We start from the raw sequence: 22,179 nt of genomic DNA, 5'->3' as shown, positions 1-22,179 counted from the left end.
AGCTACTTGTGGTGACGGGCAGCAATCGCCAAAAGCAGTCATTCGAGCCGGTCTGATCATAAGCAATTATGGTTCAACGAATGGGAGCGGTGCATCGGTATCACGGCGAACAGAGAAGACATTCAGGGTCATCGCAACCAGTGCGTAATAGCCGAATACCCCCGTCAACTCGACGACAGCAGGCTCTCCAAACGCTTGCACAGCTTGCGCATAAAGACCGTCGTCGATACGTCGAGTCTCGTACAACGTCTTGCCCAATCGATAAACCAACAACTCATCTTCGCGAGTGAATGGCGGGACCGTCTGCTGACGCAGCGCGTCGACTACCTGTTCAGATACACCCGCCGAGCGCGCGATCGGTTCATGAATCTGCCACTCGGCCTGTGACTGCCACCATGAAGCCGTGAACAGGATTGCGAGTTCGGTCAACCGCAACTCCAGCCGAGTGCTATAGCGGCAGAACGCGCCCAGTCGCTGAGCATGACGGGCCAGTTCAGGGCTGTGAATCCAGGCCAGGAAGGGGCCGTCCAGATTACCTCGCGGGCCGCTGAGGATCTCCTTGAGAACGGCGCGTTGGGCCTCATCCATGTGTGCTTCATCAAGCGAGGTCAGACGCGATTGAATAGCCATGACGATAAATTCCTCAGAGACCTTTAAGCGTACTGTTCACCGCGCTCAGGAGTTTGTCGGCGATCTCGTCCAGGTGATGGTCTTCGAGTATGAACGGTGGTGCCAGCAGGATGTGATCGCCATATTGCCCGTCGATGGTTCCACCCATCGGGTAACACATCAGGTCTTCAGCCATAGCGGCTTTCTTGAGTCTGGCGTGCAATTTCAGCGCTGGATCGAACGGCGCCTTGCTGTCGCGATCGGCCACCAACTCAATGCCATGGAACAAGCCACGCCCGCGAATATCACCCACATGGGGATGGTTGCCCAGCCGCTCGATCAGGCGCGTACGCAGCCCCTCGCCCAATTGATTGACCCGCGCCAGCAAACCGCGCGACTCGATGGCTTTCTGTACCGCCAGCGCCGCGGCGCAGGCCGTGGCGTGGCCGATATAAGTGTGGCCGTGCTGGAAAAATCCTGAGCCATTGGCGATGGCGTCGCGGATTTTCTTGCTCACCAGGGTCGCGCCGATAGGCTGATAGCCTGCGCCCAGCCCTTTAGCAATGGTGATCAAGTCCGCGGTAATACCTTCCTGCTCTGCGGCGAACAATGTCCCGGTCCGGCCCATGCCGCACATGACTTCGTCGAGGATCAACAGAACGCCGTGGCGATCGCAAACCTCGCGAACTCGCTTGAAATAGCCAGGCACCGCAACGACCGCACCCAAGGTCGCCCCAACCACGGGCTCGGCAACGAACGCCATGACGTTTTCCGCACCCAGACGCAGAATTTCGGCTTCAAGTTCGGCGGCCAGGCGCACGCCCATTGCCTCGGCGGTTTCCCCACCTTGTTGCTCGCGGTAGGCGTAGCAAGGGCTGACATGACTGACGCCGATCAGCAGCGGTTCGAACTGCTTGCGTCGCCATTCGTTGCCCCCGGTGGCCAGCGCACCGAGTGTGTTGCCATGGTAACTCTGCCGACGGGCGATCAGATGCTTGCGCTGTGGCTGGCCGATCTCGATGAAATACTGGCGGGCCAGTTTCAACGCTGCTTCCACCGCTTCGGAACCACCCGAGACGAAATACACCGACTCAATGCCTTCAGGCGCCCGGGCCACGAGAAAATCCGCCAGCTCCTCCATCACTTGTGTGGTGAAGAACGACGTGTGTGCATAGGCCAACTGGCCGACCTGCCTGCGCACGGCCTCAATGACATCGGGATCACTGTGGCCCAGGCACGACACGGCAGCACCGCCGCTGGCGTCCAGATAGCGCCGACCGTTGCTGTCGATCAAATAGGGACCATCGCCCTGGACGGCCATTGGGTAGCTTTGTGTAAGGCTGCGATGAAAGACGTGGCTCATGATCCCCTCCCGGTTAGTAAGGCAAATAATATGTGCAAACCCGACAATTGCAATATTTTTTTGCGCTAGAAAACCGCCCCTCAGATACGCAAAAACCCATACAACACTCGATATTGCTGCTCTAAAGCCCAAAAGCAGGACAAAAAACAGATGCAAAATATAGTTGCATTTAAAAACAATGCACGTATATTTTGCTTAGAAGCATACGTTTCGTGCGCCTCCTCATTCAGGTGGCTAGCCGGGCTAAAAAACAAAAAAAGTCGAGCGAATCTCGCGATTCACTCAAAAAATTGACTGCCGCTACCCCCAACCGCCCCAGGCTCGTCCCGGGGCTTGTACTCCCCTGAAGAGAAAACAGGTATGAAGAACTTTCTGAAGGCATCACTGGCTGTAATTGCACTGGTCAGCGCGTCGGGTTCCTTTGCGGCCAGCAAGGAACTGCTGGTGGCAACAGACACTGCATTCGTTCCTTTCGAGTTCAAACAGGGCAACGAATACGTCGGTTTCGATATCGATTTGTGGGCAGCGATCGCTAAAGAGATGGGCGTCACCTATAAGCTCAAACCGATGGATTTCAACGGCATCATTCCGGCCCTGCAGACCCGTAACGTCGACTTGGCGCTGGCCGGGATCACCATCAAGGAAGAGCGCAAGCAGGCCATCGACTTCTCCGATGGCTACTACGACAGCGGCTTTCTGCTGATGGTCAAAAGCGACAACGACACGATCAAGGGTGAAGCGGATATCGCCGGCAAGACCCTCGCCGTGAAAAGCGGCACCTCGGCAGCCGACTATGCCAAGGCGAATCTGAAGGCGAGCGACCTGCGCCAATTCCCCAACATCGACAACGCCTACCTGGAACTGCGTACCGGCCGCGTCGATGCAGCCATGCACGATACGCCCAACGTTCTGTACTACATCAAGACGGCCGGTGAAGGTCAGGTCAAAGCCGTGGGCCAACAGATGATGGCCCAGCAATACGGCATCGCGTTCCCCAAGGGCAGCGAGCTGCGCGAACAGGTCAATGCCGCGCTGAAGAAAGTCCGTGAAAACGGCACTTATGCGCAGATCTATCGCAAGTGGTTCGGCACCGATCCGCAATAAACCCCTGCCCTTCATTCAATAGAGAATTCAGCATGCATTTCCAATGGAGCGCCATTTGGGATGCGCTGCCGGTCCTGCTCGAAGGCGCCAAACTGACCTTGTGGATCTCGATCCTGGGTCTGATCGGTGGCGCCATCATCGGCGTAGTCGCGGGTTTTGCCCGCGCCTACGGCGGTTTTTTCAGCAGCCGTTTAGCGCTTGTGTTCATCGAACTGATTCGCGGCACCCCGATCATGGTGCAGGTCATGTTCATCTACTTTGCCCTGCCGATGATGATACCGGTGCGCATCGACCCGTTTAGCGCGGCGGTGGTGACCATCATGCTCAACTCCGGCGCCTACATCGCGGAAATCACCCGCGGTGCCGTGTTGTCGATCCATCGAGGGTTTCGCGAGGCCGGGCTGGCACTAGGCCTGTCGAAGCGCGATACGTTGCGTTACGTCATCGCTCCGCTGGCCTTCCGGCGAATGATCCCGGCACTGGGCAACCAATGGATCGTCAGCATCAAGGACACCTCGCTGTTCATTGTCATTGGTGTCGCCGAGTTGACCCGCCAAGGGCAGGAAGTCATTGCCGGTAATTTCCGCGCGATGGAAATCTGGTCAGCGGTGGCGGTCATCTACCTGATCATTACGCTGGTACTGAGTCACGTGCTGCGGCGCATGGAATCGAGGCTGAAAATCCTATGATCGACTTCAAAGGTGTCTCCAAGCACTTCGGCAGCACCCAGGTGCTGCACGACATAAACCTCCAGATTGCCAGTGGCGAAGTGGTGGTCATCATCGGCCCTTCGGGCTCGGGGAAATCGACGCTGCTGCGCTGCATCAACAAGCTCGAAGAAATCACCGAGGGTCAGTTGATGGTCGATGGCCTGGAGGTCAACAACCCCAAGGTCGATGAGCGACTGATTCGTCAGGAAGCCGGTATGGTCTTCCAGCAATTTCACCTGTTCCCGCAGATGACTGCGCTGCAGAACGTCGCTTTCGGTCCGGTACGGGTGCGCGGCGCCAGCCGTCAGGAGGCCGAGAAACTCGCCGCCGAATTACTGGCAAAAGTCGGCCTCGCGGATCGCGCCAATCACTACCCTTCCGAGCTGTCCGGCGGGCAGCAACAGCGCGTAGCGATTGCCCGGGCGCTGGCGGTCAAACCCAAGCTCATGCTGTTTGACGAACCGACCTCCGCACTGGACCCGGAGCTGCGTCACGAAGTGTTGACCGTTATGAAAGCGCTGGCAGAAGAAGGCATGACGATGGTGATCGTCACCCACGAAGTGGACTTTGCGCGCAAGGTCGCCACGCGCCTCATTTTCATCGACAAGGGCCGCATCGCCGAGGATGGACCGCCCGCCGAGTTGATCGCCAACCCGCCCAGCCCGCGCCTGCGGGAATTCCTGCAGCACGTGTCCTGAGGAGATGTCATGACGTTGTCCCGTATTGATCTTGGTGGAAACGCACACGCCATCGGCCGTGGCCTGGGCGTCTTCGGTCGTGAGGCGGTGCTTCGGCACTTGCGCCCTCTGCCGCTCTGGCAACACTTGGCCACGCTGGCGCAAACACCGAAAGCCGTGCAGATGCGCCAGGCGGTGCAGACTGAGTTCCCGCGCTACTGGCAGGAAATCGAAGGGCTGGCGGCCGGTTTGCAATTGCCGGTCGATGAAGTGTTCATGTGGAACTGCCGGGGTGACTATGTTCATCAGCAGAGCGTTGACGGCTGCACGACCGTGTTCGGTCCCACCAGCGACGGCATGCTTATCGCCCATAACGAAGACGGATTCCCTCAACTGAGGGGCCATTGTGCATTGGCGCAGGTCAAACCGGATTCAGGCCTGGCCTTCAGCAGCTTTATCTATCCGGGCTCCCTTCCTGGGCACACCCTGGCCGTCAATGAGTGTGGACTGGTGGCGACCGTCAACAATATCCGTCCGACCGATATTCCGGCCGGTATTCCTCGACAGATTCTGGGGCGCGCAACCCTCGACGCGCACACCCTCGACGAGGCGATTGCCGTAGTGACTCGTACCGATCGCGCCGGCGCTTTTCACCACACCTTTGGCCAGGCCGGAAGCAACAGAGTGGTCAGTGTCGAGGCCAGCGCCGAAGGCAGCAACATCAGCGAAATCCAGCGGCCGAGCGGGCATTCGAACCATCTGATCGCGCCGTCGCTGAGTCAGCTCCAACAGCGCATTACCGCCAGCTCCGGCGCCCGGCAACAGTGTATTGATCAGAGCCTGAAGCAGCTGCCAGGCGATCTGGATGCCGATGTATCGCTGAGTATTCTGCGCGATACCTCGGGTGGTCACCTGCCCGTTTACCGCACCGCCGCAGATGATCCAGACGATGAAAACACCCTGGCCACGGGGGTCTTTCTGGTCAGCGCCAACTCTGTGGAGTGGCGAATTTACACCAAGCAAAATACCGAACAGCCAGACATTGAAGGCGTAGTGTCTCTCTCGCGGTAGAATGGCCAATTTTCACGCGGCTCAGCACCGATCACCCGAACACTCAAGGTGGAGTGGCGACCGCTCAATAGCAAATGGATGCCTCTGATGACCAAAGCCCTGGCAGAATTACCCGACACTTTGGATGGCCTCAAGCAATTGCTCGAAGCCATCGAGCGGCGCGAAGTGGATATCGTCTTGGGAAGCAGCTCCAGACGCGTGTTGATGGCGCTGATCGAATCCCCACAACGCACCGCTGTTTCCTCGATCAGTGAGCTGGCGGAGCAACTGGACGTCAATGCCTCGACACTGTCCCGGCTGGCCCAACGTCTGGGCTATGGCGGCTTCAGCAAATTGCAGGACGTGTTTCGCCGGGAGATTACCGAAGGCAAGCATTTCTACAGCGACCAGGCCTCGCGGCTGGTAGTTAATGCTGACGACAAGGACATCCTCAGTCAGTTGACGCGTCTGGGTCGCCAGGAAAGCGCCAATCTCGCCAGCATGATTGAACAGGTCGATCCCGACGTATTTGTTCAGACGGTCGAACTGCTGGCCAGTGCCCATCGGGTACGGATCCACGGCATGCGCCAGTTCAATTCACTGGCGCTGTTCATGTCCTACGGGCTGGGCATGTTGCGCCCGGATGTGACGGCCCTCGATTCCAGTCGCCAAGGGGTGGCGGACGCTCTTGCGCAACTGGATGAGGGCGATGTACTGGTGGTGTCGAGCTGCTTTCCCTACACCCCCAGTGTGCTGGCTACGGCCGAGGTCGCGGCCCGGCACGGGATCAAAGTCATTGCACTGACCGACTCGGCCAGCTCGCCGCTGGCCAAGGTTGCGCTGCATAGTTTCTACGTGCCCAACCACAGCCTGTTTTTCAGCAACAGCATGTGCGCCTTCATGCTTCTGGCTCAAGGTTTGTTGAGTGCCGTTGCCAGCAAGCTTGGTGAGGTGTCGGTATCGGCATTGAAGTATCGGGAAACCTTGATCGACGAGCTCAATGCTTCACTGTGAGGCTAGCCCCCATGAACTTCCGAGTCCTGTTCATCCTGGCCGTCGCGTTAATCCTCGCGGACTTGTTGATCAATCTCTACTGTTCATGAACGCAATGGATTTCCAGGCCACAACAGCATTACCCCTCCAACCAACACAATCGGCCAGAACCCATTTTGTCGGTTCCTGGCTGCCGAAAATGCCAGCGCTGCGCCCCTCCCGTTCCTTTGTAAACCAGACAAGCATGGTTCTGAAGATCTTGCGGCGAGCTGGGATGGCCATACCGTTCCAAATAATCTGCACTAGCGCAGAGCACGTACAGCTGGTCGCAGACTTTTCGACCAATCAACCCGCAATCCTCTAAATGCCCGACCCGGAAAATGATGTCTGCACCTTCCTGAAGGGGATTAATAAAGGCGTCTGTGACGGTAAGCTCTACAGTCAAGTCCGGGAACTTGTCATACAGACCATTCAATAGCTTTCCGATGTGTAGACTGCCGAACGCGACGTGTGCATTGATCCGGACAAGTCCACGAACCTCTCTGATGAGCCTCGGTGGAAAGTTCCGGCCTAGCAGCAATACTCCATTCTGCTTCGAAAACTATTCGAGTATAGCGTGGGGCAATAAGTCATTTGCTCTGCCGCAAACCGAACAGCACGGCGTTGCTGTTTACGGTGCTCAAGCCACGCTATTGGATTCTCCATTGCTTGCAGTTGACCGGGTGAAGCGTGGGAGTTGCGGCCCTTCAAGTAACAATCCGACAAGAACCGACATGGGGCGAGCCAATCGTGCGCATGCTTTTTTTGATCGACACCATGGTGCAATATCCTCGCTTTAATCCCCGTGCTGTTATTGCCATAGCGGGCAATGTAAGGCAGTTGCCATCGGATTAGGCCTGCAGCCCGACATTGTCATGCGCAAACGATGCTCCATCCCGCTCCGAAAGGAGTCCGTTGAGTCGCGAGGCTAAAATGCTTTTACACATGTCAACCTGGTCTGAAATCGAGCAATTTCTTAATCGTTGCCGCACCATTGTCATTCCCATCGGCTCGAATGAGCAGCATGGCCCAATCGGTCTTTTGGGAACCGACTGGATGTGCCCGGAAATCATTGCTCACGAAGCTCAAAAATCTGCAGATATTCTGGTCGCGCCCACCTTCAATATCGGCATGGCTCAACACCACATTGGTTTTGCCGGGACCATCACGCTACGGCCTTCAACATTCATCGCCGCCATCGGCGATTGGACACGCTCGTTGCCGCTTCAGGAATCGATAGGGCACCCGCACATCACTGCTGGCTCATAGGCTCAAAGATTAACTGGTCGAAGCCAATGCCTATTTCCGGCAAGATCGGTGCGGAGCTCCAAAAAATTTACTTCCTCAAGACCCAAGCAGGCAAAGGCTACGGGAAGCAGCTTCTGCAATTCATCCGCCAACTTGCCGAAGATCGTAAAGAGCATTTCATTTGGCTCGACGTACTAAAAACCAACGCCAGTGCGAGACGCTTCTACGAGGGCTTCGGCTTCGAAGTACTAGGCGAGATCCCATTTACCACCGACAAGATCGAGATCGGAATGGGTGTGATGTGCTGCGACATTTCCCGGTAGGCACGCTCGATCGACTCCCAGTCGGGTTGCTTGGTTGTCATAGGTTCACTCTGATACTTGAAATAATTACGGGTTGCCGGTATTGGTGCGCGTCTTTTGAATAGTAAGGAAGCTCAATTTCATGTCTCGCACGCAAATCAGATCTCTCGCAGCCTGCACGCTCGCAGCCGCAACTCTCCTTGGCTGTGCTGCAACGCCCAAGGCAACGTGGACCAACAAGGGCCCTGTAGAGATCGCCACGGAACGTGGAAGAATCGCCTGTTACACCGATGCAAACATCATCGATGGCGAGCGAATGGAAGGCTCCCTATGTGCCACTGCAGCATCTGGATTTTTTAGTGACGGCGAGCCTGAAATATACTTTGGTCCATGGAATCAGCGATTCATGCAAGTGCCAGTAAGCCAAACCACAGTAGGGGTCACTGTCCCTTACAAAGACAAAACCGTCTTCTTACAATGCAAGCCACTAGCGTCAACAGATAGTAAGGTGGAGGCGGCACGCGACTGCAAAGTTACGATCAATAACCAGTTGCTAGTCAGCGCCAAGGTTACCTATCCGTCTAAGTAACCGCCTATCCGTGCCGCATTAACCCTGCGGCACACCTACCCTTCCGTATCTTCCAGAATGATTTCGATCAACTTCTGCTCGCGCGAAACAGGGCAAGCGATTGCATGTCGTCAGCCATCGGGCCAAAGCCGAACACATCAATGCGACCGCTCTCAGTACGCATGCCGATCACACCGACCGAGCAGGCTTCACGCTCACCCGACTCAAGGTCATCGGCAATCTTGCGCAGCGTGCTGACCGCGTCTCGCCAGCCCTCCCGCTTGAACTCAACGATCTTCGCGGTCATGCCGTCACCTGCTGTAGCCACTCTTCAATGATCCGGCGCACTACTGGCTCAGTCAGGATGGCGGATGGCTTGTCTCCAGTGATCACTGAGCGCACCAGGTCACAGGGCAGCACGTGGACAGCGTCACTTGCCACCACTGTCAGGTGCGGTCGCTGGTCCGCGATGTCGTGAATATCTGCGGTCATTGGCTCACCATGATGTGCGTTTGTCCGTGTGCATGCCCATGCAAAAGTGATACGACCAACCCTTGAGGGAGACCCGCAGCCTTCGCAGCGTCAATTGCTTTGGCGATGACGCTATCAAGCTCAGTAATCGCCTCATTGATGGCAGGGCTCAGCGGTAATGCGTGATGCGTTCGGGTGACGTTGCTCATACCCTTCTCCAATGTCGCGACACAATTTGCTGATTCGCGAAACGTGTCGCAACACTTGCCGTTCGGTGATGAACACCAGGAACGCGCCTACACTGATATGCACTACGATTGAGCGGACATGGAGCTACACGCATGCCGACTAGCACTGTTGTGTTACTCCTTTTGAGTTATGCCGTGCTGATGGTGGTTTTTTTTAAGCTAAATGCTCGAAACAATCGACGCCGCAGAGAGGTTCTTTACGAAGCCTTTGAAACCACAATGCGACTGCGTGAGATCAAGTCTTTCGAGATCCTCAAGGAACGTATTTTTATCGGCAACAACTTCCGGCCATCAGAACTGTACCGGATATTGTTAGTCGATTCCGGGCACTACTTTCTTTACCTGCACGCCAGTAATGCACAGCCAACTTTGACGCCGCTGACCGAAGAACGAGCGTTACAAGCTGCACAGGGTGAGATAGAAATTCAGGCATAGACACGTCGCAACCTAAGACTTCTGTGCTCTACTTGGCCCTTGCGCAGATCGCGCTAGATCTCATCTGCCTTTCTTTCGGCCCAGCGCTTACCGAGCTGACGAGCCTGCTCAACACCGAGTACGCCAATGAAGCCAGCCGTGGCGAATGACCAGGCAATGCTGAAGCCGAACTCTTTCACCGTAAGGCCTACCACCATCACGATCAGCGCGCCGAGTGCAGCCTCGATGATCTGCCGCCAAGGCTTGGTCTCTTTGCCGTCGTACTGAATGCGGAGCCATGTCAGGGCGAAGGTCAGCCCCATGGCTAGGCCGTTCTCTCTCAGGGCGGTCAGGACCAACACCCAGAACGACGGGTCCTTTTCTGGCATGTGCGGTATCTCGATTTCCTCCCAGTCGGGAGTTGAGGGATTAAAAAGGGTCTGTGTTGGCCTGCGCACAGCCCAAAAAGAAAAAGCCCCAGCAAATGCTGAGGCGCGAAAAAAACCTCTTTGAGCCTGACGCTCAGAGGCTCTGAGGGCTTTGGGAATCTTGGACAATAAAAAGCCCGGTGCAATAACCGGGCTTTCTTTAAGGCGTTGCACTGAAACAGCTAAACAAGTTATTACAGGAATACTTATATAGCGGCCCAGACAATCCTTCTACAGCGATTGTTTTACAATAAAAAGGAATGGATCAAAACTCATCGTGTGCTTCCCGTCCATTAGCAGCTCCACGCTGTACTGAACTTTATCACCAACAGTTGTATCATTGACGCGGCCTTGCCAGTAAGTTCGTCCTTGACTAGGTGTCTTCTGAGGCGAACAGATGTTGTCTTTAATCATGTTGCCAGAAAAATTATTAATATCGACTTGGTTTTCAGCTACAACACCAACGACACTCCAGTTGATGAGCTGCCCGTTAAAGCAAGCTGTAACCAGCTCATCATTACCTTCATAACTAGACCCAGAGTTCTTGTTGTTATCTATCAAATACACATTACCGCCCAGATCATTTGTTGCCAGTGCATTCTCAACATCAACCACAATCAAAACACTAATATCTTTCATCACAATACTCCTTTTGTGCAAGTTATCCGCCTACTTCCATTTACAACCCTGACGGAAATCTGAGAGTAGCACTGGTTTTTTTAAAGTAAAGCCCTGAACGCTTTCAATTATGAAACATTGAGCGCGCCATATTTTTGGCTAAATCACTCCATTATCGACGAAACTCTACATACACCCGGATGCAACTTATTGATACCGCGTAGATCGTCGATGTTAACAATTCGAGCAACTGCACCAGCCTCTCCGAAACGCCTCGTTCACCCCTATGAAGCGCAGTCAAGGGATGCGCAAGAACTGCGGAGCATTGTACTGCCGGCTTTTCAGTGTCCAGGCCTTCCGTGAGGCCGCCCTGGCTGCGGTGAATTTGCTGCGAATCAAATCGGCTACAGCAGCACTCCCAGCTCGGAGCAATGGGTGTGGCTGAGCCGAAAACGAAAAAGCCCGCCACAGTGGCCGGGCTCATTAACTAGAAGTAATCATCAGGGCTTAGGATGCTCGCTCGACACCGAATTGTTGGCATCCACATCGGCCATTTCTTCATCGACAGGCGCTTCGTCGTCCGGAGGCAGCGGAACCTCAGGTTCATTCCGCTTAGGATCATGGCCGGCTTCATTATCCGTCGTGCGCGTTACTTCCTGCTGGGACTTGTTCCCAGGTGCGTTCTCGTCAATGTCCATGCTGGTTCTCCGTTCTGACGCGCGGGATGTCCGTGCTTGATCATGAGAGACGGCAAGGCATTGCAAGTGCCGAGCACTGGACAAACGGTGCGGGAACAAAAAACCCGGCGCGATGGCCGGGCTCAGGAATTCATGTGCGTGTTGCGTGAATTGCGCACTATGGGAAAAGCACGCACAAAACCCCACCATGTCAATATATTTATGCCGCCTCTTCGTCATTTTCCGAGTGAATCACCTGCCATAGTGGGTTCCTGCGCCTGAATATCCACTTCAGCGATCACCTTCTTCAGTGATTCCCATAGATCCAGCCAATCCCTATTCCAATGCTTCGGTTCAATCGACACGCCGAAGAAATCCTTCATCTCTGCGGCGACCCGGGCCGGCCCCCACTCTGCCGCCCCGACTACCTCCCCCTTGTACGATTGCAGAGCCAGGGTCACCAGGTACTGCGCCTTCACGCGTTTGGCCGAAGTAAGGTCTGGCAACTCGGCCTTGGCGGTGATCAGCAGTACCGCGTTCATAACGTAGCGCATGGTCATCGCCGGGTGATAGAGGTAGTGCCCGAACTGCTGCACCTGAAACGGAAGCGTGTCTATCGCGCGCAAGACCTTGCCGATGGTGGCCAGGTGCGCAGCGCGGGCGGTGGATCGGCCAATCGGCGTGCGGCGCGTCTCGCTGATGCTGATCTTCTGCCGAACGATCTGGATGCGTTCTTCCTTGTCATCGCCCAGGGCGGCATGGTCCGCCGCGCGTAGGAGGCAATCGACGAAGTTTTAACCAAGGATCAGATGCCGGATGTGATCAGTCTCCGAGACCTCATGGACGCTTTCATCGAAGATCATAAGGAAAGCGCTGCCGAGGAGCGCTGGGAGCGTCCGGATATCCGTTTCCAAGAATCCGACTACGGCGGCATGCATATCTACTTCGACAAAAAGCCGAAGGATGACTCATCGTTCTACAGCAGTCGCGAGCGTGACGAGTACAGCCCGGATAACGCCATCCATATCTCATTCAGTAAGCGCGGCACGGATCGTGAAAAAAAAGATCGCGAAGTCGGCACCGTCTACGCCGTCAAGATCGACAACGAGAAGATTGGCCAGACCCTGCGATTCAGAACGAAGTTCGAGAAGCTTCTGGCTGCGCTCTACTTCGGCGCTTCCAAGATTCTGGTGGACTGCGAAGAAGACGAGTTCAGCTACGGCATTTACGACTGAACAAACAGCGCCACGACAGCCTGTCGTTAACTGCCCGATCCTCTCTTATGAGAGCGCATCGGAGTGTGATCTGCAGCAAAGCAAGCACCTGACTTGTAATCAGACCCGCCACTGAGCACGCCGGGCAGAAACCGGCGCAGGCAGAGCCAGAGGTGACGACCTCGAGCAGATCACACCCCGAACACCGGCATCAGATTAAAGATTGCAGCTGTTCTGATACTCGACGGAAAAAATACCGTGTCGACCACCAATGAAAGCGGACGCCCTTATTGGGGCGCGGCCGAGGGCCTATTACTGCCGCTGGTAGGCGAATATGTGCTGTACGTAATCAGCTTTCCCGAGAGGTACACCGTTATGACGAAGGATGTTGTACGCCGTGACTAGATGAAAATAGAACTGTGGCGTGACCCAATTCACCGCGTATTCACTGCCGGTCATATCGAAAGTTATGCCATTTGGTAGCGCGATAGCGATTTGTCGCTCTGCACCTTCATCCACCTGGGCACGGTCCACCGAAGCAAGAACCGCCAGAGTACGCTCGATCAGTGCCTTCGCTGCAGCCAAGTTTTCGGGGGGAGCGAGCGATTGCAACGGCTGTTGTGTAAGCCGCTGGACCGCCTCCTGCGCCTGAGTACAAGCATACTGAACTTGTCGAGCTAGATTGTGCATATCCGGTGCAAGCCGAGCTTCAAGCAGAATTTGCGAACCATAGCCGCGTTCACGAGCGCAAGTCTCACCCTTAGACAAAAGAGACGATAGGGATCGCAGCATCTGTGCGAAACAGGGGATGGTAACTGAGTAGACCGACATATCTTTTCCCTAAGTAGTCATTCAAAGCGGGCACAAGCGATCAGCCTTTCTTCCGCCCAGCGGGCTGAATGCTAGCAGATCGCTGCACTTCATCCGCCAACAGCAGCGTCCTCTTCCCCGACACCACCCGCATGCACTCCCCTCCGCGCCCAACGGCAACCAGCGGAACGGATGAGTGCATCCGAGTTTTGTTGGATTAACCGAGGACAAGCATATGCGCGGCATAATGACGCTCAAAGCAACAGTCAACGAAAACGGCCGAATCACCGGCAGAGAGGATGACCGCGATGGCGTCTTCCACTGCTGGGGGGCCGAGGCCGAAGACGGCGAAAACAACTGGGGCAACTTCACCGTAGCCATTGTTGAGTTTGCGGACGGAAAGGTTGGGACGTTTCGACCCGACTACATCCGCTTTATTGACCGCTAACCCCGTCCATTTGGATGCAACGGATCGGGCCGAATACCCCGCGGTCAATATGTTTAAAAAGGATGCAGGGCGGCCCTCGCCCTAATCCACCTCGCCGATCTGGAGGCGATCATGAACACCCCGCATAGTTCTCTGCCCAAACACCATCGCAAGCCGCCTCCAGTGAGCGATAGCCCCCGGGATGCGGCACGAGCGGAATGGCTGTACAACGCCGCCGAAGATCTGCTGCGCGGCACTGACGTGTCCTTCCAGCGCCGCATGCACAAGCTCAGGGCGTGACCGCCGCTCAGTTCGCCCTGGCAGTAGATGAATACGTGAACAGCCGCCTTGCCGATTGCGAGGTCGACACCCCGGCACTCGGGCGGTTGTTGATATCCGTGGAGCGCGGAAACGCTGACAAGACCGCAGCGGCAGAACTGCTGGGCAACAGCGATCACCCGCTGGACATGCTTGGCGAAATAGCCGAGGCACTGCTTCAGCCACTCGCCGATGACGCGCTGATAGCCAAGGCTTAGGACGACGAACTGTGAGCCCGCACATCCTGATCGATCAGGCGCTCGACGGCGTGGCCACGCCCTCTGGTCAAGAGGACATCAGCCTGCTGGTTCAATCACTGATCACCCGTCTGTTCAACGGTCTGTACAGTCTGGAGAATTTTCGTGCATTGGGCCTCATCCAACCCTCCGGAAAGATGGAAAAGCACGTTTTCTGACTGACATGCAGCAGCGGTGGCAGTACGCGCAGGATCAATCGGTGCAGTGCTTTATCGCCCGTGACCACTGCAGGTGTGCCAATAAATGAATAACCCTGCTGGCGTAGCGTCGGCAGTATCAACCATAGGTTCAAATCCCCCGCCCGGTTGCGCAGGTACGGCACTGTGATGTGGCTGCCCTCAACCTTTTGTCCCGACTGGAAAGCCAGGAAGGAATCCAGATACGAGTAGGCAGGCTTCGTATCCCCGTCGAGTTTGAGCGCCTGCTTACTTTTCAGCACAACCCCTAAGGCAGTCAACATAAGGCTGGAAGTGAAGCGCGGAATATCAGCCTGCCCAATTCGATCAAGCTCAGCCAGCGCCGTATCCACCGGCATCTTCCTCGACAGCAATGATTTCATGATCACCACATAGGGAAAAATGAGGCAGAACTGCGTCTTCAGTGCCGCTTCATTCCTGCGTAAAAGGGGCCACTTGTTGCTCGGCGAAATTCGCTCGAAAGTTAAAGCCCAAATCGCACAAGGTTTGGGTCATCGCGTCTATTCGGGTAATCGGGTCAGCGCGAAACTCTGGATTGGAAAACCACTGTTCCATCAGCGCCGGCAACGGATTCAGAATGGACTGGTCTCGGACGTGCTGCGGCAGCACCAAGAAACGCCACCGATGGTGGAGCACCTCTTTGAGGGCCAAATGTAACCCAGATTTTTGGATCATCTTCGGGGTAGCCGTACGAATCCCAATGAGCCATTGCGCTTCTCCTTGATTCGGCCCATACCGGACCATCAACCAATAGCCCACAAACACATTTCACGCCAGCCAGCGAGGCCGGCATCTGCCTGGAAATCACCTATGACCATTACCGCACCGGTCATCCGATACCACGGTGCCAAGTTCCGGCTTGCGCCGTGGGTGCTGCAACACTTCCCACCTCACACCTGCTATGTCGAGTCATTTGGTGGCGCAGCCGGAGTGCTGATGCAGAAGCCCCGGTCGTATGCCGAGGTGTACAACGATCTGGACGGCGACATAGTGAATCTGTTCCGCGTACTTCAGGATCCGGTTACGCGATCGGGACTCACAGAGCGACTGGTGTTCACGCCCTACTCCCGCGAGGAGTTCGAATTGTCCTGGGAACCGAGCGCTGAACCGATCGAACGCGCCCGCCGGACAATCATCAGAGCCCAGATGGGTTTCGGGTCCGCCGGTGCCACCAAGGGCGTCACCGGCTTTCGCATCGACACCAAGCGGCAATACGGCACGGCCCAGTCACTTTGGGCGACTTATCCCGAGCAACTCGCCGAAGTTGGCCAGCGGCTGACTGGGGTGCTGATCGAAAACAGACCGGCGATCGAGGTAATCAAAGCCCACGACGGACCACAAACCTTGCACTACGTTGACCCACCGTACGTACACGACACCAGGTACAAAGGCGCATCAAGCGGCCGGTACTACAAGCATGAAATGGATGACACGGGGCATCGTGAATTGCTCGGTATTTTACTCGAACTAGAAGGGATGCTCGTGCTGTCCGGTTACCCAAGCGAGCTGTATTCCGAGATGCTTCCGGGCTGGATCTGGCGCCGGAGTAAGGGAATCGGTATCAATGAGACTTTGATTGGACCTTGCCATCCACCAGTGTCACCGTCATGTAGACATACACTTCAGTGCCCCAAGTGTAGACCTGAACCCTCCCCGTACTTGCGGCTTCTTTACCGGGTATTTTCACGATTTCTAGTACCTCGTCATACGTCATTCCCGGTTGTATCGCTTGGTACTGCCGCTCACTGATATTAGGGCGTTGTGCCCTGATTGTTTCAGCGCTAGGGAACCCAGTATGCGACTGGTAGTTAACGGTATTGCCGTTCCCAGAAATGACCGGACTATTTGCCCCGCTGCTGCTCTGCGACACGGCGGTTCCTGGTAATACCAGCGCAGCTACTGACGCCAAAGCGCCTAAAATCCCAGCATACAAACCTATTTTTCTCATACTCACCATGCGACGCTCTAAGAAAGTAAATAAATAAGGAACGTTGCCCGCAGGCACCCGAGAAGCGACGCCATGGGACGTATGAAACCTAAACGCGGATCCACTCGCCAGGATCATCTGGTAATCCGAGAACAGAAGTATCCAGCAACTCAAATGTTTTGGGGTGCAGCACCGAGCTAGTTGCATCACTTGTCAGATCATTGATCGCATGGGTAATGCTTCGATAGCTGTCCAGGCTCTCATCATCAAACACTGGGTGAAATCGCCCGTCAGTCGACTGGGCAATGTAGAAGGTGCCAACCTGCGTCGGATACCTCAAAAGAGCTCGCATCGATTTGCCTCCCTGCATCGAGGCCAAAATGCCGTCGATCATTAATGAGCAATGTAGAAAAAGCCATTATTAAGCCATCGCGCCTATTTCAATCCAATTAGCGCGATCAGGCAAGGGCTGGAGCAAGCCGTTCTGATAGAAGACTCCAGCAAGAGCCAGTCGTTTTGTAGGGGGAAAAACGCTATAAAATAAAAAGGGGTCGCGAGATAAAATCTCGCAACCCCTTGAATTATATGGTCGGGACGGAGTGATTCGAACACTCGACCCCTAGCACCCCATGCTAGTGCGCTACCGGACTGCGCTACGCCCCGACTAGGCGTTAAATCTGTTCCTCATCTCGAGGAACGCTCAAGAATATATCGCAAGCTTTTGAAAACTGGAAGTATTTAAAAGCAGGAATTTATTTCTTGAGAACCACCAGAACATCTTCCAGCTCGGCAATCATCTGGCGGATCATTTGTTTGTATTGGGTGGTGTCGTCTTTGGCTTCATCGCCGGACAAACGCAGGCGTGCGCCGCCGATGGTAAACCCCTGATCGTAAAGAAGCGCGCGGATCTGCCGGATCATCAGCACGTCCTGGCGCTGATAATACCGGCGGTTTCCGCGGCGTTTGACGGGGTTGAGTTGAGGAAACTCCTGCTCCCAGTAGCGAAGCACGTGCGGTTTTACGGCACATAGCTCGCTGACTTCACCAATGGTGAAGTAGCGTTTTCCCGGGATGACGGGTAGTTCGTCGTTATGACTTGGTTCCAGCATAAGCCTCAACTCGGGCCTTCAACTTCTGCCCTGGACGAAAGGTGACCACACGGCGAGCCGTGATCGGGATTTCTTCTCCCGTTTTCGGATTGCGGCCAGGCCGCTGGCGTTTGTCCCGAAGGTCGAAATTGCCGAAACCGGACAATTTGACTTGTTCGTTGTCTTCAAGAGCGTGCCTGATTTCTTCAAAGAACAGCTCGACCAATTCCTTGGCCTCCCGCTTGTTCAGGCCCAGCTCTTCATACAGACGTTCCGCCATCTCAGCTTTCGTCAAAGCCCCCATACGTCACTTCCTTAACGTGGCGTTCAACCTTTGTTCGAGCGAGGTGAGGATGTTTTGCGTCGTGGTATTCACCTCATCATCATTAAGAGTGCGCGATGGATGCTGCCAGGTCAAGCCAACTGCAAGGCTTTTTCTATCAGGATCAATGCCTTTACCCTGATACACGTCAAATAGCCTGAGGTCTGTGAGCCATTCGCCTGCATTTTCACGGATTACGTCCAGTACAGCGGTGGCCGCAACGTCTTTATCCGCCAGCAGTGCAAGGTCACGACGCACTTCAGGAAAGCGCGATAACTCCTGGAATTCAGGCATTTTGCCCAACGCCACTTCGGCCAGAACCAGCTCGAATACGAAGACCGGACGGTCGAGACCGAGGGTTTTCGACAATTCAGGGTGAATCGCGCCAACGAAACCTACCAAACGGCCTTCACGTTCGATGCGCGCGGTTTGACCCGGGTGCAACGCAGGGTGTTTGCCCGGCACGAAAGTGAACGAATCCAGTGCACCGGCGAAGCCCAGTACTGCTTCCACATCAGCTTTGACGTCGAAGAAATCGACGACATCGCGACCTTGCGCCCAGCCTTCCGGCAGACGGCTACCGCATACCACACCAGCGAGCATCGGCTCTTGCTTCAGGCCTTCCAGCTGACCAACGAAGCGCAGGCCGCTTTCGAACAGGCGGACGCGATCTTGTTGACGGTTCAGGTTGTGCTGAAGCGCCTTGACCAGACCAGGCCACAGGGACGAACGCATGGCAGCCATGTCGTTGGAAATCGGGTTGGCCAGCAGCAGAGGCTCGACACCTGGATTAAACAACTCGAATTGTTTCGGATCGATGAAGCTGTAAGTGATCGCTTCCTGATAACCACGAGCCACCAGCAGGCGACGCAGTTCAGGCAGATCGCTCCGCGCTTCGGCCTTGGCTTGCGGCGCCAGACGGGCTTGCGGGTAGCGAACCGGCAGACGGTTGTAACCGTACAGACGGGCCAGTTCTTCGATCAGGTCGACTTCCAGGCTGATATCGAAACGGAAGCTTGGCACTTCAACGCGCCACTGCCCTGCCCCATCGGCGGAAATGGCCAGGCCCAATGCGCTGAGCAGACGCTCGACTTCGGCCGAATCCATCTCCATGCCCAGCATCTGGGTGATGCGCTGGGCACGCAGGGTGATCGGCGCGATCGACGGCAGGTGTTGCTCGCTGACGGTCTCGATGATCGGACCCGCTTCGCCGCCGGTGATGTCCAGCAGCAGGCCAGTGGCACGCTCCATGGCTTCACGGGCCAGCTGCCAGTCCACGCCACGCTCGTAGCGGTGCGAGGCATCGGTGTGCAGGCCGTAGGAACGAGCCTTGCCAGCGACAGCAATCTGGTCGAAGAACGCGCTTTCCAGGAAAATATCGCGAGTGGTCGCGGTGTTGACACCGCTGTGCTCGCCACCCATGACGCCGGCGATAGCCAAGGCACGGGTGTGGTCTGCAATCACCAGCGTATCGCTACGCAAGCTGACTTCCTGACCATCAAGCAGAACCAGCTTCTCGCCTTCTTCGGCCATGCGTACGCGGATGCCGCCATTGATTTCGGCGAGATCGAACGCGTGCAGCGGTTGACCCAGTTCCAGCATCACGTAGTTGGTGATGTCGACGGCGGCGTCGATGCTGCGCACGTCGGCACGACGCAGACGCTCGACCATCCACAGCGGCGTAGGCTTGGACAGGTCGACGTTGCGGATCACACGACCCAGGTAACGCGGGCACGCGGCCGGTGCCAGTACTTCAACCGAACGCACTTCGTCGTGCACGGCCGGAACGCTGGCAATCGCCGGGCGCACGACTGGGGCGGCATAAAGCGCGCCGACTTCGCGGGCCAGACCGGCCAGGGACAGGCAGTCGCCGCGGTTCGGGGTCAGGTCGACCTCGATGCTGGCGTCGTCGAGGCTCAGGTACTCACGAATGTCCTGACCGACTGGCGCATCGACCGGCAATTCCATCAGGCCATCGTTGCCTTCGCCGATTTGCAGCTCAGCCTGGGAGCACAGCATGCCGTTGGATTCAACGCCACGCAGCTTGGCTTTCTTGATTTTGAAGTCGCCCGGCAGTTCGGCACCGATCATGGCAAACGGGATCTTCAGGCCGGAGCGCACGTTTGGCGCACCGCACACTACCTGGAAGGTCTCCGAGCCATTGCTGACCTGGCAAACACGCAACTTGTCGGCGTCCGGGTGTTGCTCGGTGCTCAGCACCTCGCCCACGACCACGCCACTGAATTCACCGGCGGCCGGCGTAACGCTATCGACCTCAAGACCGGCCATCGACAGACGAGCAACCAGCTCGTCGCGACTTACCTGCGGGCTTACCCAGCCACGCAGCCATTGTTCACTGAATTTCATCCTGCTCTCCTAAGAATTCGTTACGACTAGCGAAATTGCGCGAGGAACCGCAAGTCGTTGTCGAAGAACAGACGCAAGTCGTTCACGCCGTAACGCAGCATGGCCAGACGCTCAACGCCCATGCCGAAGGCAAAGCCCGAAAACTCTTCCGGGTCGATCCCGGACATGCGCAGCACATTCGGGTGAACCATGCCGCAGCCCATCACTTCCAGCCAGCCAGTCTGCTTGCAGACGCGGCAGCCTTTACCGCTGCACATCACGCATTCCATGTCGACTTCAGCGGATGGCTCGGTGAACGGGAAGTACGAAGGACGGAAACGCACGGCCAGTTCTTTTTCGAAGAACACGCGCAGGAACTCTTCGATGGTGCCTTTCAGGTCGGCGAAATTGATATCGCGGTCGACCAGCAGGCCTTCGACCTGGTGGAACATCGGGGAGTGAGTGATATCGGAGTCGCTACGGTACACACGGCCTGGGCAGACGATGCGGATCGGCGGTTGTTTCGATTCCATGGTGCGGACCTGTACCGGAGAGGTATGGGTGCGCAGCAACATATTGGCATTGAAATAGAAGGTGTCATGCATCGACCGGGCCGGGTGATGGCCTGGGATGTTGAGCGCTTCGAAGTTGTGGTAATCGTCTTCGACCTCAGGGCCTTCGGCGATGCCGTAGCCGATGTGGGTGAAGAATTGTTCGATACGTTCCAGAGTGCGAGTAACCGGATGCAGACCACCGGAGGTCTGACCGCGGCCAGGCAGGGTCACGTCAATGGACTCGGCGGACAGTTTGGCGGCCAGGTCGGCCTCTTCAAACAGTGCCTTGCGGGCATTGAGAACCTCTGTGACACGCTCCTTGGCAACGTTGATCAGCGCGCCGACTTGCGGACGCTCTTCTGCCGGCAAATTCCCCAGGGTCTTCATCACCTGAGTCAATTCGCCCTTTTTGCCAAGGTAGTGAACCCGGATTTGCTCCAGGGCATTGATATCTTCAGCGCTTTGCACAGCCTCTAGTGCTTGAGAGACGAGCGCATCCAGGTTTTCCATGTACAGACTCCAGATACAAAATAGGGGAAGAGCTTGAAGGCTCTTCCCCTATTTATGACGTTTAACACCTGACCCCACAGAGGTGAGGCCGGGTGACTGTCGGGGGTACTTAAGCCAAGGTGGCTTTAGCTTTCTCGACAATCGCAGCAAACGCCGCTTTTTCGTTCACTGCCAGATCAGCCAGAACCTTGCGGTCGATCTCGATGGACGCTTTTTTCAGGCCGGCGATGAAACGGCTGTAGGACAGACCGTTGATACGTGCACCAGCGTTGATACGAGCGATCCACAGAGCGCGGAACTGACGTTTTTTCTGACGACGGTCACGGTAGGCGTATTGGCCTGCCTTGATTACCGCTTGCTTGGCAACACGGAATACGCGCGAGCGAGCGCCGTAGTAGCCTTTAGCAAGTTTCAGAATTTTTTTGTGACGTTTACGGGCAATGACGCCACGCTTTACACGAGCCATGAGTTACTTCCTCTATTCTTGACTAAAATTAACGAAGGCGCAGCATGCGCTCGACTTTTGCCACGTCAGACGGATGCAGCAAGCTGCTACCGCGCAGTTGACGCTTACGCTTGGTCGACATTTTAGTCAGGATGTGGCTCTTGAAAGCGTGCTTGTGCTTGATACCGTTAGCAGTTTTCAAAAACCGCTTAGCAGCACCACTTTTAGTTTTCATTTTTGGCATG

At 55.9% G+C, this 22,179-nt stretch carries 32 protein-coding genes, 1 tRNA gene and 2 pseudogenes; 14 read left to right on the top strand and 21 right to left on the bottom strand.

The window, feature by feature from the left end:
- Nucleotides 1–66 precede the first annotated feature (66 nt).
- A complete protein-coding gene (locus AB7M29_RS14335) occupies nucleotides 67–630 on the bottom strand; it encodes a carboxymuconolactone decarboxylase family protein (protein ID WP_454247098.1) in 564 nt (187 codons plus the stop codon).
- Between the two features lie 13 nt (nucleotides 631–643).
- Nucleotides 644–1,972: an aspartate aminotransferase family protein gene (locus tag AB7M29_RS14330; RefSeq protein ID WP_454247097.1), complete on the bottom strand. Its 1,329-nt coding sequence runs from the start codon at nucleotides 1,970–1,972 to the stop codon at nucleotides 644–646.
- 360 nt (nucleotides 1,973–2,332) lie between these two features.
- On the opposite strand from AB7M29_RS14330, the gene glnH reads away from it, so the two are divergent.
- From glnH to AB7M29_RS14305, 5 genes are all read left to right on the top strand, one after another.
- Complete coding sequence (glnH, locus tag AB7M29_RS14325; protein WP_454247096.1) at nucleotides 2,333–3,076, top strand: glutamine ABC transporter substrate-binding protein GlnH; 744 nt, start codon at nucleotides 2,333–2,335, stop codon at nucleotides 3,074–3,076.
- Nucleotides 3,077–3,108: 32 nt separating this feature from the next.
- Nucleotides 3,109–3,765, top strand: a complete 657-nt coding sequence (gene glnP, locus AB7M29_RS14320) for a glutamine ABC transporter permease GlnP (RefSeq protein ID WP_454247095.1) — start codon at nucleotides 3,109–3,111, stop codon at nucleotides 3,763–3,765.
- Nucleotides 3,762–4,484, top strand: coding sequence for a glutamine ABC transporter ATP-binding protein GlnQ (gene glnQ, locus AB7M29_RS14315; protein WP_454247094.1), 723 nt, complete (start codon nucleotides 3,762–3,764; stop codon nucleotides 4,482–4,484). The genes glnP and glnQ overlap by 4 nt, the downstream gene beginning before the upstream one ends.
- Before the next feature lie 9 nt (nucleotides 4,485–4,493).
- Nucleotides 4,494–5,534 (top strand): C45 family autoproteolytic acyltransferase/hydolase, encoded by a 1,041-nt coding sequence (locus AB7M29_RS14310; RefSeq protein ID WP_454247093.1) that lies wholly within the window; start codon nucleotides 4,494–4,496, stop codon nucleotides 5,532–5,534.
- 87 nt (nucleotides 5,535–5,621) lie between these two features.
- The gene (locus AB7M29_RS14305) at nucleotides 5,622–6,527 is read left to right on the top strand and encodes a MurR/RpiR family transcriptional regulator (protein ID WP_454247092.1); all 906 of its coding nucleotides are present in this window, start codon (nucleotides 5,622–5,624) and stop codon (nucleotides 6,525–6,527) included.
- Nucleotides 6,528–6,645: 118 nt separating this feature from the next.
- Here the strand turns inward: AB7M29_RS14305 and AB7M29_RS14300 are convergent, their stop codons facing one another.
- Nucleotides 6,646–7,086, bottom strand: a complete 441-nt coding sequence (locus AB7M29_RS14300; RefSeq protein WP_454247091.1) for a substrate binding domain-containing protein — start codon at nucleotides 7,084–7,086, stop codon at nucleotides 6,646–6,648.
- Nucleotides 7,087–7,478: 392 nt separating this feature from the next.
- Between AB7M29_RS14300 and AB7M29_RS14295 the strand changes: the two are divergent.
- The 3 genes and pseudogenes from AB7M29_RS14295 to AB7M29_RS14285 all read left to right on the top strand — a co-directional run.
- Nucleotides 7,479–7,766 (top strand): annotated as a pseudogene (locus AB7M29_RS14295) (creatininase family protein); the annotation flags it as partial.
- Between the two features lie 74 nt (nucleotides 7,767–7,840).
- Nucleotides 7,841–8,116 carry a GNAT family N-acetyltransferase gene (locus AB7M29_RS14290; protein ID WP_454247090.1) on the top strand — a complete coding sequence of 92 codons (276 nt, stop codon included), beginning with the start codon at nucleotides 7,841–7,843 and terminating at the stop codon, nucleotides 8,114–8,116.
- 121 nt (nucleotides 8,117–8,237) lie between these two features.
- The gene (locus AB7M29_RS14285) at nucleotides 8,238–8,684 is read left to right on the top strand and encodes a hypothetical protein (RefSeq protein WP_454247089.1); all 447 of its coding nucleotides are present in this window, start codon (nucleotides 8,238–8,240) and stop codon (nucleotides 8,682–8,684) included.
- Nucleotides 8,685–8,751: 67 nt separating this feature from the next.
- Here the strand turns inward: AB7M29_RS14285 and AB7M29_RS14280 are convergent, their stop codons facing one another.
- The 3 genes from AB7M29_RS14280 to AB7M29_RS14270 are packed head-to-tail and all read right to left on the bottom strand — an operon-like array spanning nucleotide 8,752 to nucleotide 9,343.
- Nucleotides 8,752–8,970 carry a hypothetical protein gene (locus AB7M29_RS14280; protein ID WP_454247088.1) on the bottom strand — a complete coding sequence of 73 codons (219 nt, stop codon included), beginning with the start codon at nucleotides 8,968–8,970 and terminating at the stop codon, nucleotides 8,752–8,754.
- On the bottom strand, nucleotides 8,967–9,155 hold the full coding sequence (locus AB7M29_RS14275) for a hypothetical protein (RefSeq protein ID WP_204125469.1): 189 nt from the start codon (nucleotides 9,153–9,155) through the stop codon (nucleotides 8,967–8,969). Before AB7M29_RS14275 ends, AB7M29_RS14280 begins: the two co-directional genes overlap by 4 nt.
- Nucleotides 9,152–9,343, bottom strand: coding sequence for a hypothetical protein (locus AB7M29_RS14270; protein WP_454247087.1), 192 nt, complete (start codon nucleotides 9,341–9,343; stop codon nucleotides 9,152–9,154). Before AB7M29_RS14270 ends, AB7M29_RS14275 begins: the two co-directional genes overlap by 4 nt.
- A 132-nt stretch (nucleotides 9,344–9,475) precedes the next feature.
- Between AB7M29_RS14270 and AB7M29_RS14265 the strand changes: the two genes are divergently transcribed.
- Nucleotides 9,476–9,817 carry a hypothetical protein gene (locus AB7M29_RS14265; protein WP_454247086.1) on the top strand — a complete coding sequence of 114 codons (342 nt, stop codon included), beginning with the start codon at nucleotides 9,476–9,478 and terminating at the stop codon, nucleotides 9,815–9,817.
- Between the two features lie 53 nt (nucleotides 9,818–9,870).
- Here the strand turns inward: AB7M29_RS14265 and AB7M29_RS14260 are convergent, their stop codons facing one another.
- The 4 genes and pseudogenes from AB7M29_RS14260 to AB7M29_RS14245 form a co-directional block, all read right to left on the bottom strand.
- The gene (locus AB7M29_RS14260; RefSeq protein WP_454247085.1) at nucleotides 9,871–10,185 is read right to left on the bottom strand and encodes a phage holin family protein; all 315 of its coding nucleotides are present in this window, start codon (nucleotides 10,183–10,185) and stop codon (nucleotides 9,871–9,873) included.
- 270 nt (nucleotides 10,186–10,455) lie between these two features.
- On the bottom strand, nucleotides 10,456–10,863 hold the full coding sequence (gene makC / locus AB7M29_RS14255) for an alpha-pore-forming tripartite toxin MakABE regulator (RefSeq protein ID WP_454247084.1): 408 nt from the start codon (nucleotides 10,861–10,863) through the stop codon (nucleotides 10,456–10,458).
- A 479-nt stretch (nucleotides 10,864–11,342) separates the two neighbouring features.
- Nucleotides 11,343–11,540 (bottom strand): hypothetical protein, encoded by a 198-nt coding sequence (locus AB7M29_RS14250; RefSeq protein WP_454247083.1) that lies wholly within the window; start codon nucleotides 11,538–11,540, stop codon nucleotides 11,343–11,345.
- Between the two features lie 199 nt (nucleotides 11,541–11,739).
- Nucleotides 11,740–12,277: pseudogene (locus AB7M29_RS14245) on the bottom strand (hypothetical protein); the annotation flags it as partial.
- Between the two features lie 81 nt (nucleotides 12,278–12,358).
- Between AB7M29_RS14245 and AB7M29_RS14240 the strand changes: the two are divergent.
- Nucleotides 12,359–12,754 carry a hypothetical protein gene (locus tag AB7M29_RS14240; protein WP_454247082.1) on the top strand — a complete coding sequence of 132 codons (396 nt, stop codon included), beginning with the start codon at nucleotides 12,359–12,361 and terminating at the stop codon, nucleotides 12,752–12,754.
- Nucleotides 12,755–13,045: 291 nt separating this feature from the next.
- On the opposite strand, the gene AB7M29_RS14235 is transcribed toward AB7M29_RS14240, so the two are convergent.
- Nucleotides 13,046–13,564 carry a DUF1993 domain-containing protein gene (locus tag AB7M29_RS14235; protein ID WP_454247081.1) on the bottom strand — a complete coding sequence of 173 codons (519 nt, stop codon included), beginning with the start codon at nucleotides 13,562–13,564 and terminating at the stop codon, nucleotides 13,046–13,048.
- Between the two features lie 214 nt (nucleotides 13,565–13,778).
- Here AB7M29_RS14235 and AB7M29_RS14230 point away from each other — a divergent pair, with 214 nt between their 5' ends.
- The 3 genes from AB7M29_RS14230 to AB7M29_RS14220 all read left to right on the top strand — a co-directional run bounded on the left by AB7M29_RS14230 (nucleotide 13,779) and on the right by AB7M29_RS14220 (nucleotide 14,506).
- On the top strand, nucleotides 13,779–13,991 hold the full coding sequence (locus AB7M29_RS14230) for a hypothetical protein (RefSeq protein WP_454247080.1): 213 nt from the start codon (nucleotides 13,779–13,781) through the stop codon (nucleotides 13,989–13,991).
- A gap of 111 nt (nucleotides 13,992–14,102) precedes the next feature.
- The gene (locus tag AB7M29_RS14225; protein WP_454247079.1) at nucleotides 14,103–14,270 is read left to right on the top strand and encodes a hypothetical protein; all 168 of its coding nucleotides are present in this window, start codon (nucleotides 14,103–14,105) and stop codon (nucleotides 14,268–14,270) included.
- Nucleotides 14,267–14,506 (top strand): hypothetical protein, encoded by a 240-nt coding sequence (locus AB7M29_RS14220; protein WP_454247078.1) that lies wholly within the window; start codon nucleotides 14,267–14,269, stop codon nucleotides 14,504–14,506. The genes AB7M29_RS14225 and AB7M29_RS14220 overlap by 4 nt, the downstream gene beginning before the upstream one ends.
- A 91-nt stretch (nucleotides 14,507–14,597) precedes the next feature.
- Here the strand turns inward: AB7M29_RS14220 and AB7M29_RS14215 are convergent, their stop codons facing one another.
- Both AB7M29_RS14215 and AB7M29_RS14210 read right to left on the bottom strand, forming a co-directional pair.
- Complete coding sequence (locus AB7M29_RS14215) at nucleotides 14,598–15,104, bottom strand: hypothetical protein (protein WP_454247077.1); 507 nt, start codon at nucleotides 15,102–15,104, stop codon at nucleotides 14,598–14,600.
- A 49-nt stretch (nucleotides 15,105–15,153) separates the two neighbouring features.
- Nucleotides 15,154–15,507 carry a hypothetical protein gene (locus AB7M29_RS14210; protein WP_454247076.1) on the bottom strand — a complete coding sequence of 118 codons (354 nt, stop codon included), beginning with the start codon at nucleotides 15,505–15,507 and terminating at the stop codon, nucleotides 15,154–15,156.
- A 45-nt stretch (nucleotides 15,508–15,552) separates the two neighbouring features.
- Here AB7M29_RS14210 and AB7M29_RS14205 point away from each other — a divergent pair, with 45 nt between their 5' ends.
- Nucleotides 15,553–16,491 (top strand): DNA adenine methylase, encoded by a 939-nt coding sequence (locus tag AB7M29_RS14205; protein ID WP_454247075.1) that lies wholly within the window; start codon nucleotides 15,553–15,555, stop codon nucleotides 16,489–16,491.
- Nucleotides 16,492–16,778: 287 nt separating this feature from the next.
- Here the strand turns inward: AB7M29_RS14205 and AB7M29_RS14200 are convergent, their stop codons facing one another.
- The 8 genes from AB7M29_RS14200 to rpmI form a co-directional block, all read right to left on the bottom strand.
- Complete coding sequence (locus AB7M29_RS14200; protein ID WP_454247074.1) at nucleotides 16,779–17,063, bottom strand: hypothetical protein; 285 nt, start codon at nucleotides 17,061–17,063, stop codon at nucleotides 16,779–16,781.
- 192 nt (nucleotides 17,064–17,255) lie between these two features.
- Nucleotides 17,256–17,332, bottom strand: a tRNA-Pro gene (locus tag AB7M29_RS14195).
- Nucleotides 17,333–17,421: 89 nt separating this feature from the next.
- Nucleotides 17,422–17,778 (bottom strand): MerR family transcriptional regulator, encoded by a 357-nt coding sequence (locus tag AB7M29_RS14190; RefSeq protein WP_003179985.1) that lies wholly within the window; start codon nucleotides 17,776–17,778, stop codon nucleotides 17,422–17,424.
- Nucleotides 17,759–18,061, bottom strand: a complete 303-nt coding sequence (ihfA, locus tag AB7M29_RS14185) for an integration host factor subunit alpha (RefSeq protein ID WP_002553164.1) — start codon at nucleotides 18,059–18,061, stop codon at nucleotides 17,759–17,761. The genes AB7M29_RS14190 and ihfA overlap by 20 nt, the downstream gene beginning before the upstream one ends.
- A gap of 3 nt (nucleotides 18,062–18,064) precedes the next feature.
- Nucleotides 18,065–20,446: a phenylalanine--tRNA ligase subunit beta gene (pheT, locus tag AB7M29_RS14180; protein WP_454247073.1), complete on the bottom strand. Its 2,382-nt coding sequence runs from the start codon at nucleotides 20,444–20,446 to the stop codon at nucleotides 18,065–18,067.
- A 26-nt stretch (nucleotides 20,447–20,472) separates the two neighbouring features.
- A complete protein-coding gene (gene pheS / locus AB7M29_RS14175; protein ID WP_007905876.1) occupies nucleotides 20,473–21,489 on the bottom strand; it encodes a phenylalanine--tRNA ligase subunit alpha in 1,017 nt (338 codons plus the stop codon).
- 109 nt (nucleotides 21,490–21,598) lie between these two features.
- Nucleotides 21,599–21,955 (bottom strand): 50S ribosomal protein L20, encoded by a 357-nt coding sequence (rplT, locus tag AB7M29_RS14170; protein WP_007905879.1) that lies wholly within the window; start codon nucleotides 21,953–21,955, stop codon nucleotides 21,599–21,601.
- Between the two features lie 28 nt (nucleotides 21,956–21,983).
- On the bottom strand, nucleotides 21,984–22,178 hold the full coding sequence (gene rpmI, locus AB7M29_RS14165) for a 50S ribosomal protein L35 (protein ID WP_002553160.1): 195 nt from the start codon (nucleotides 22,176–22,178) through the stop codon (nucleotides 21,984–21,986).
- Nucleotide 22,179 lies beyond the last annotated feature (1 nt).

It is taken from the genome of Pseudomonas sp. F-14 TE3623 (assembly GCF_053629015.1).
This window is presented reverse-complemented; position numbering and strand designations above follow the sequence as displayed.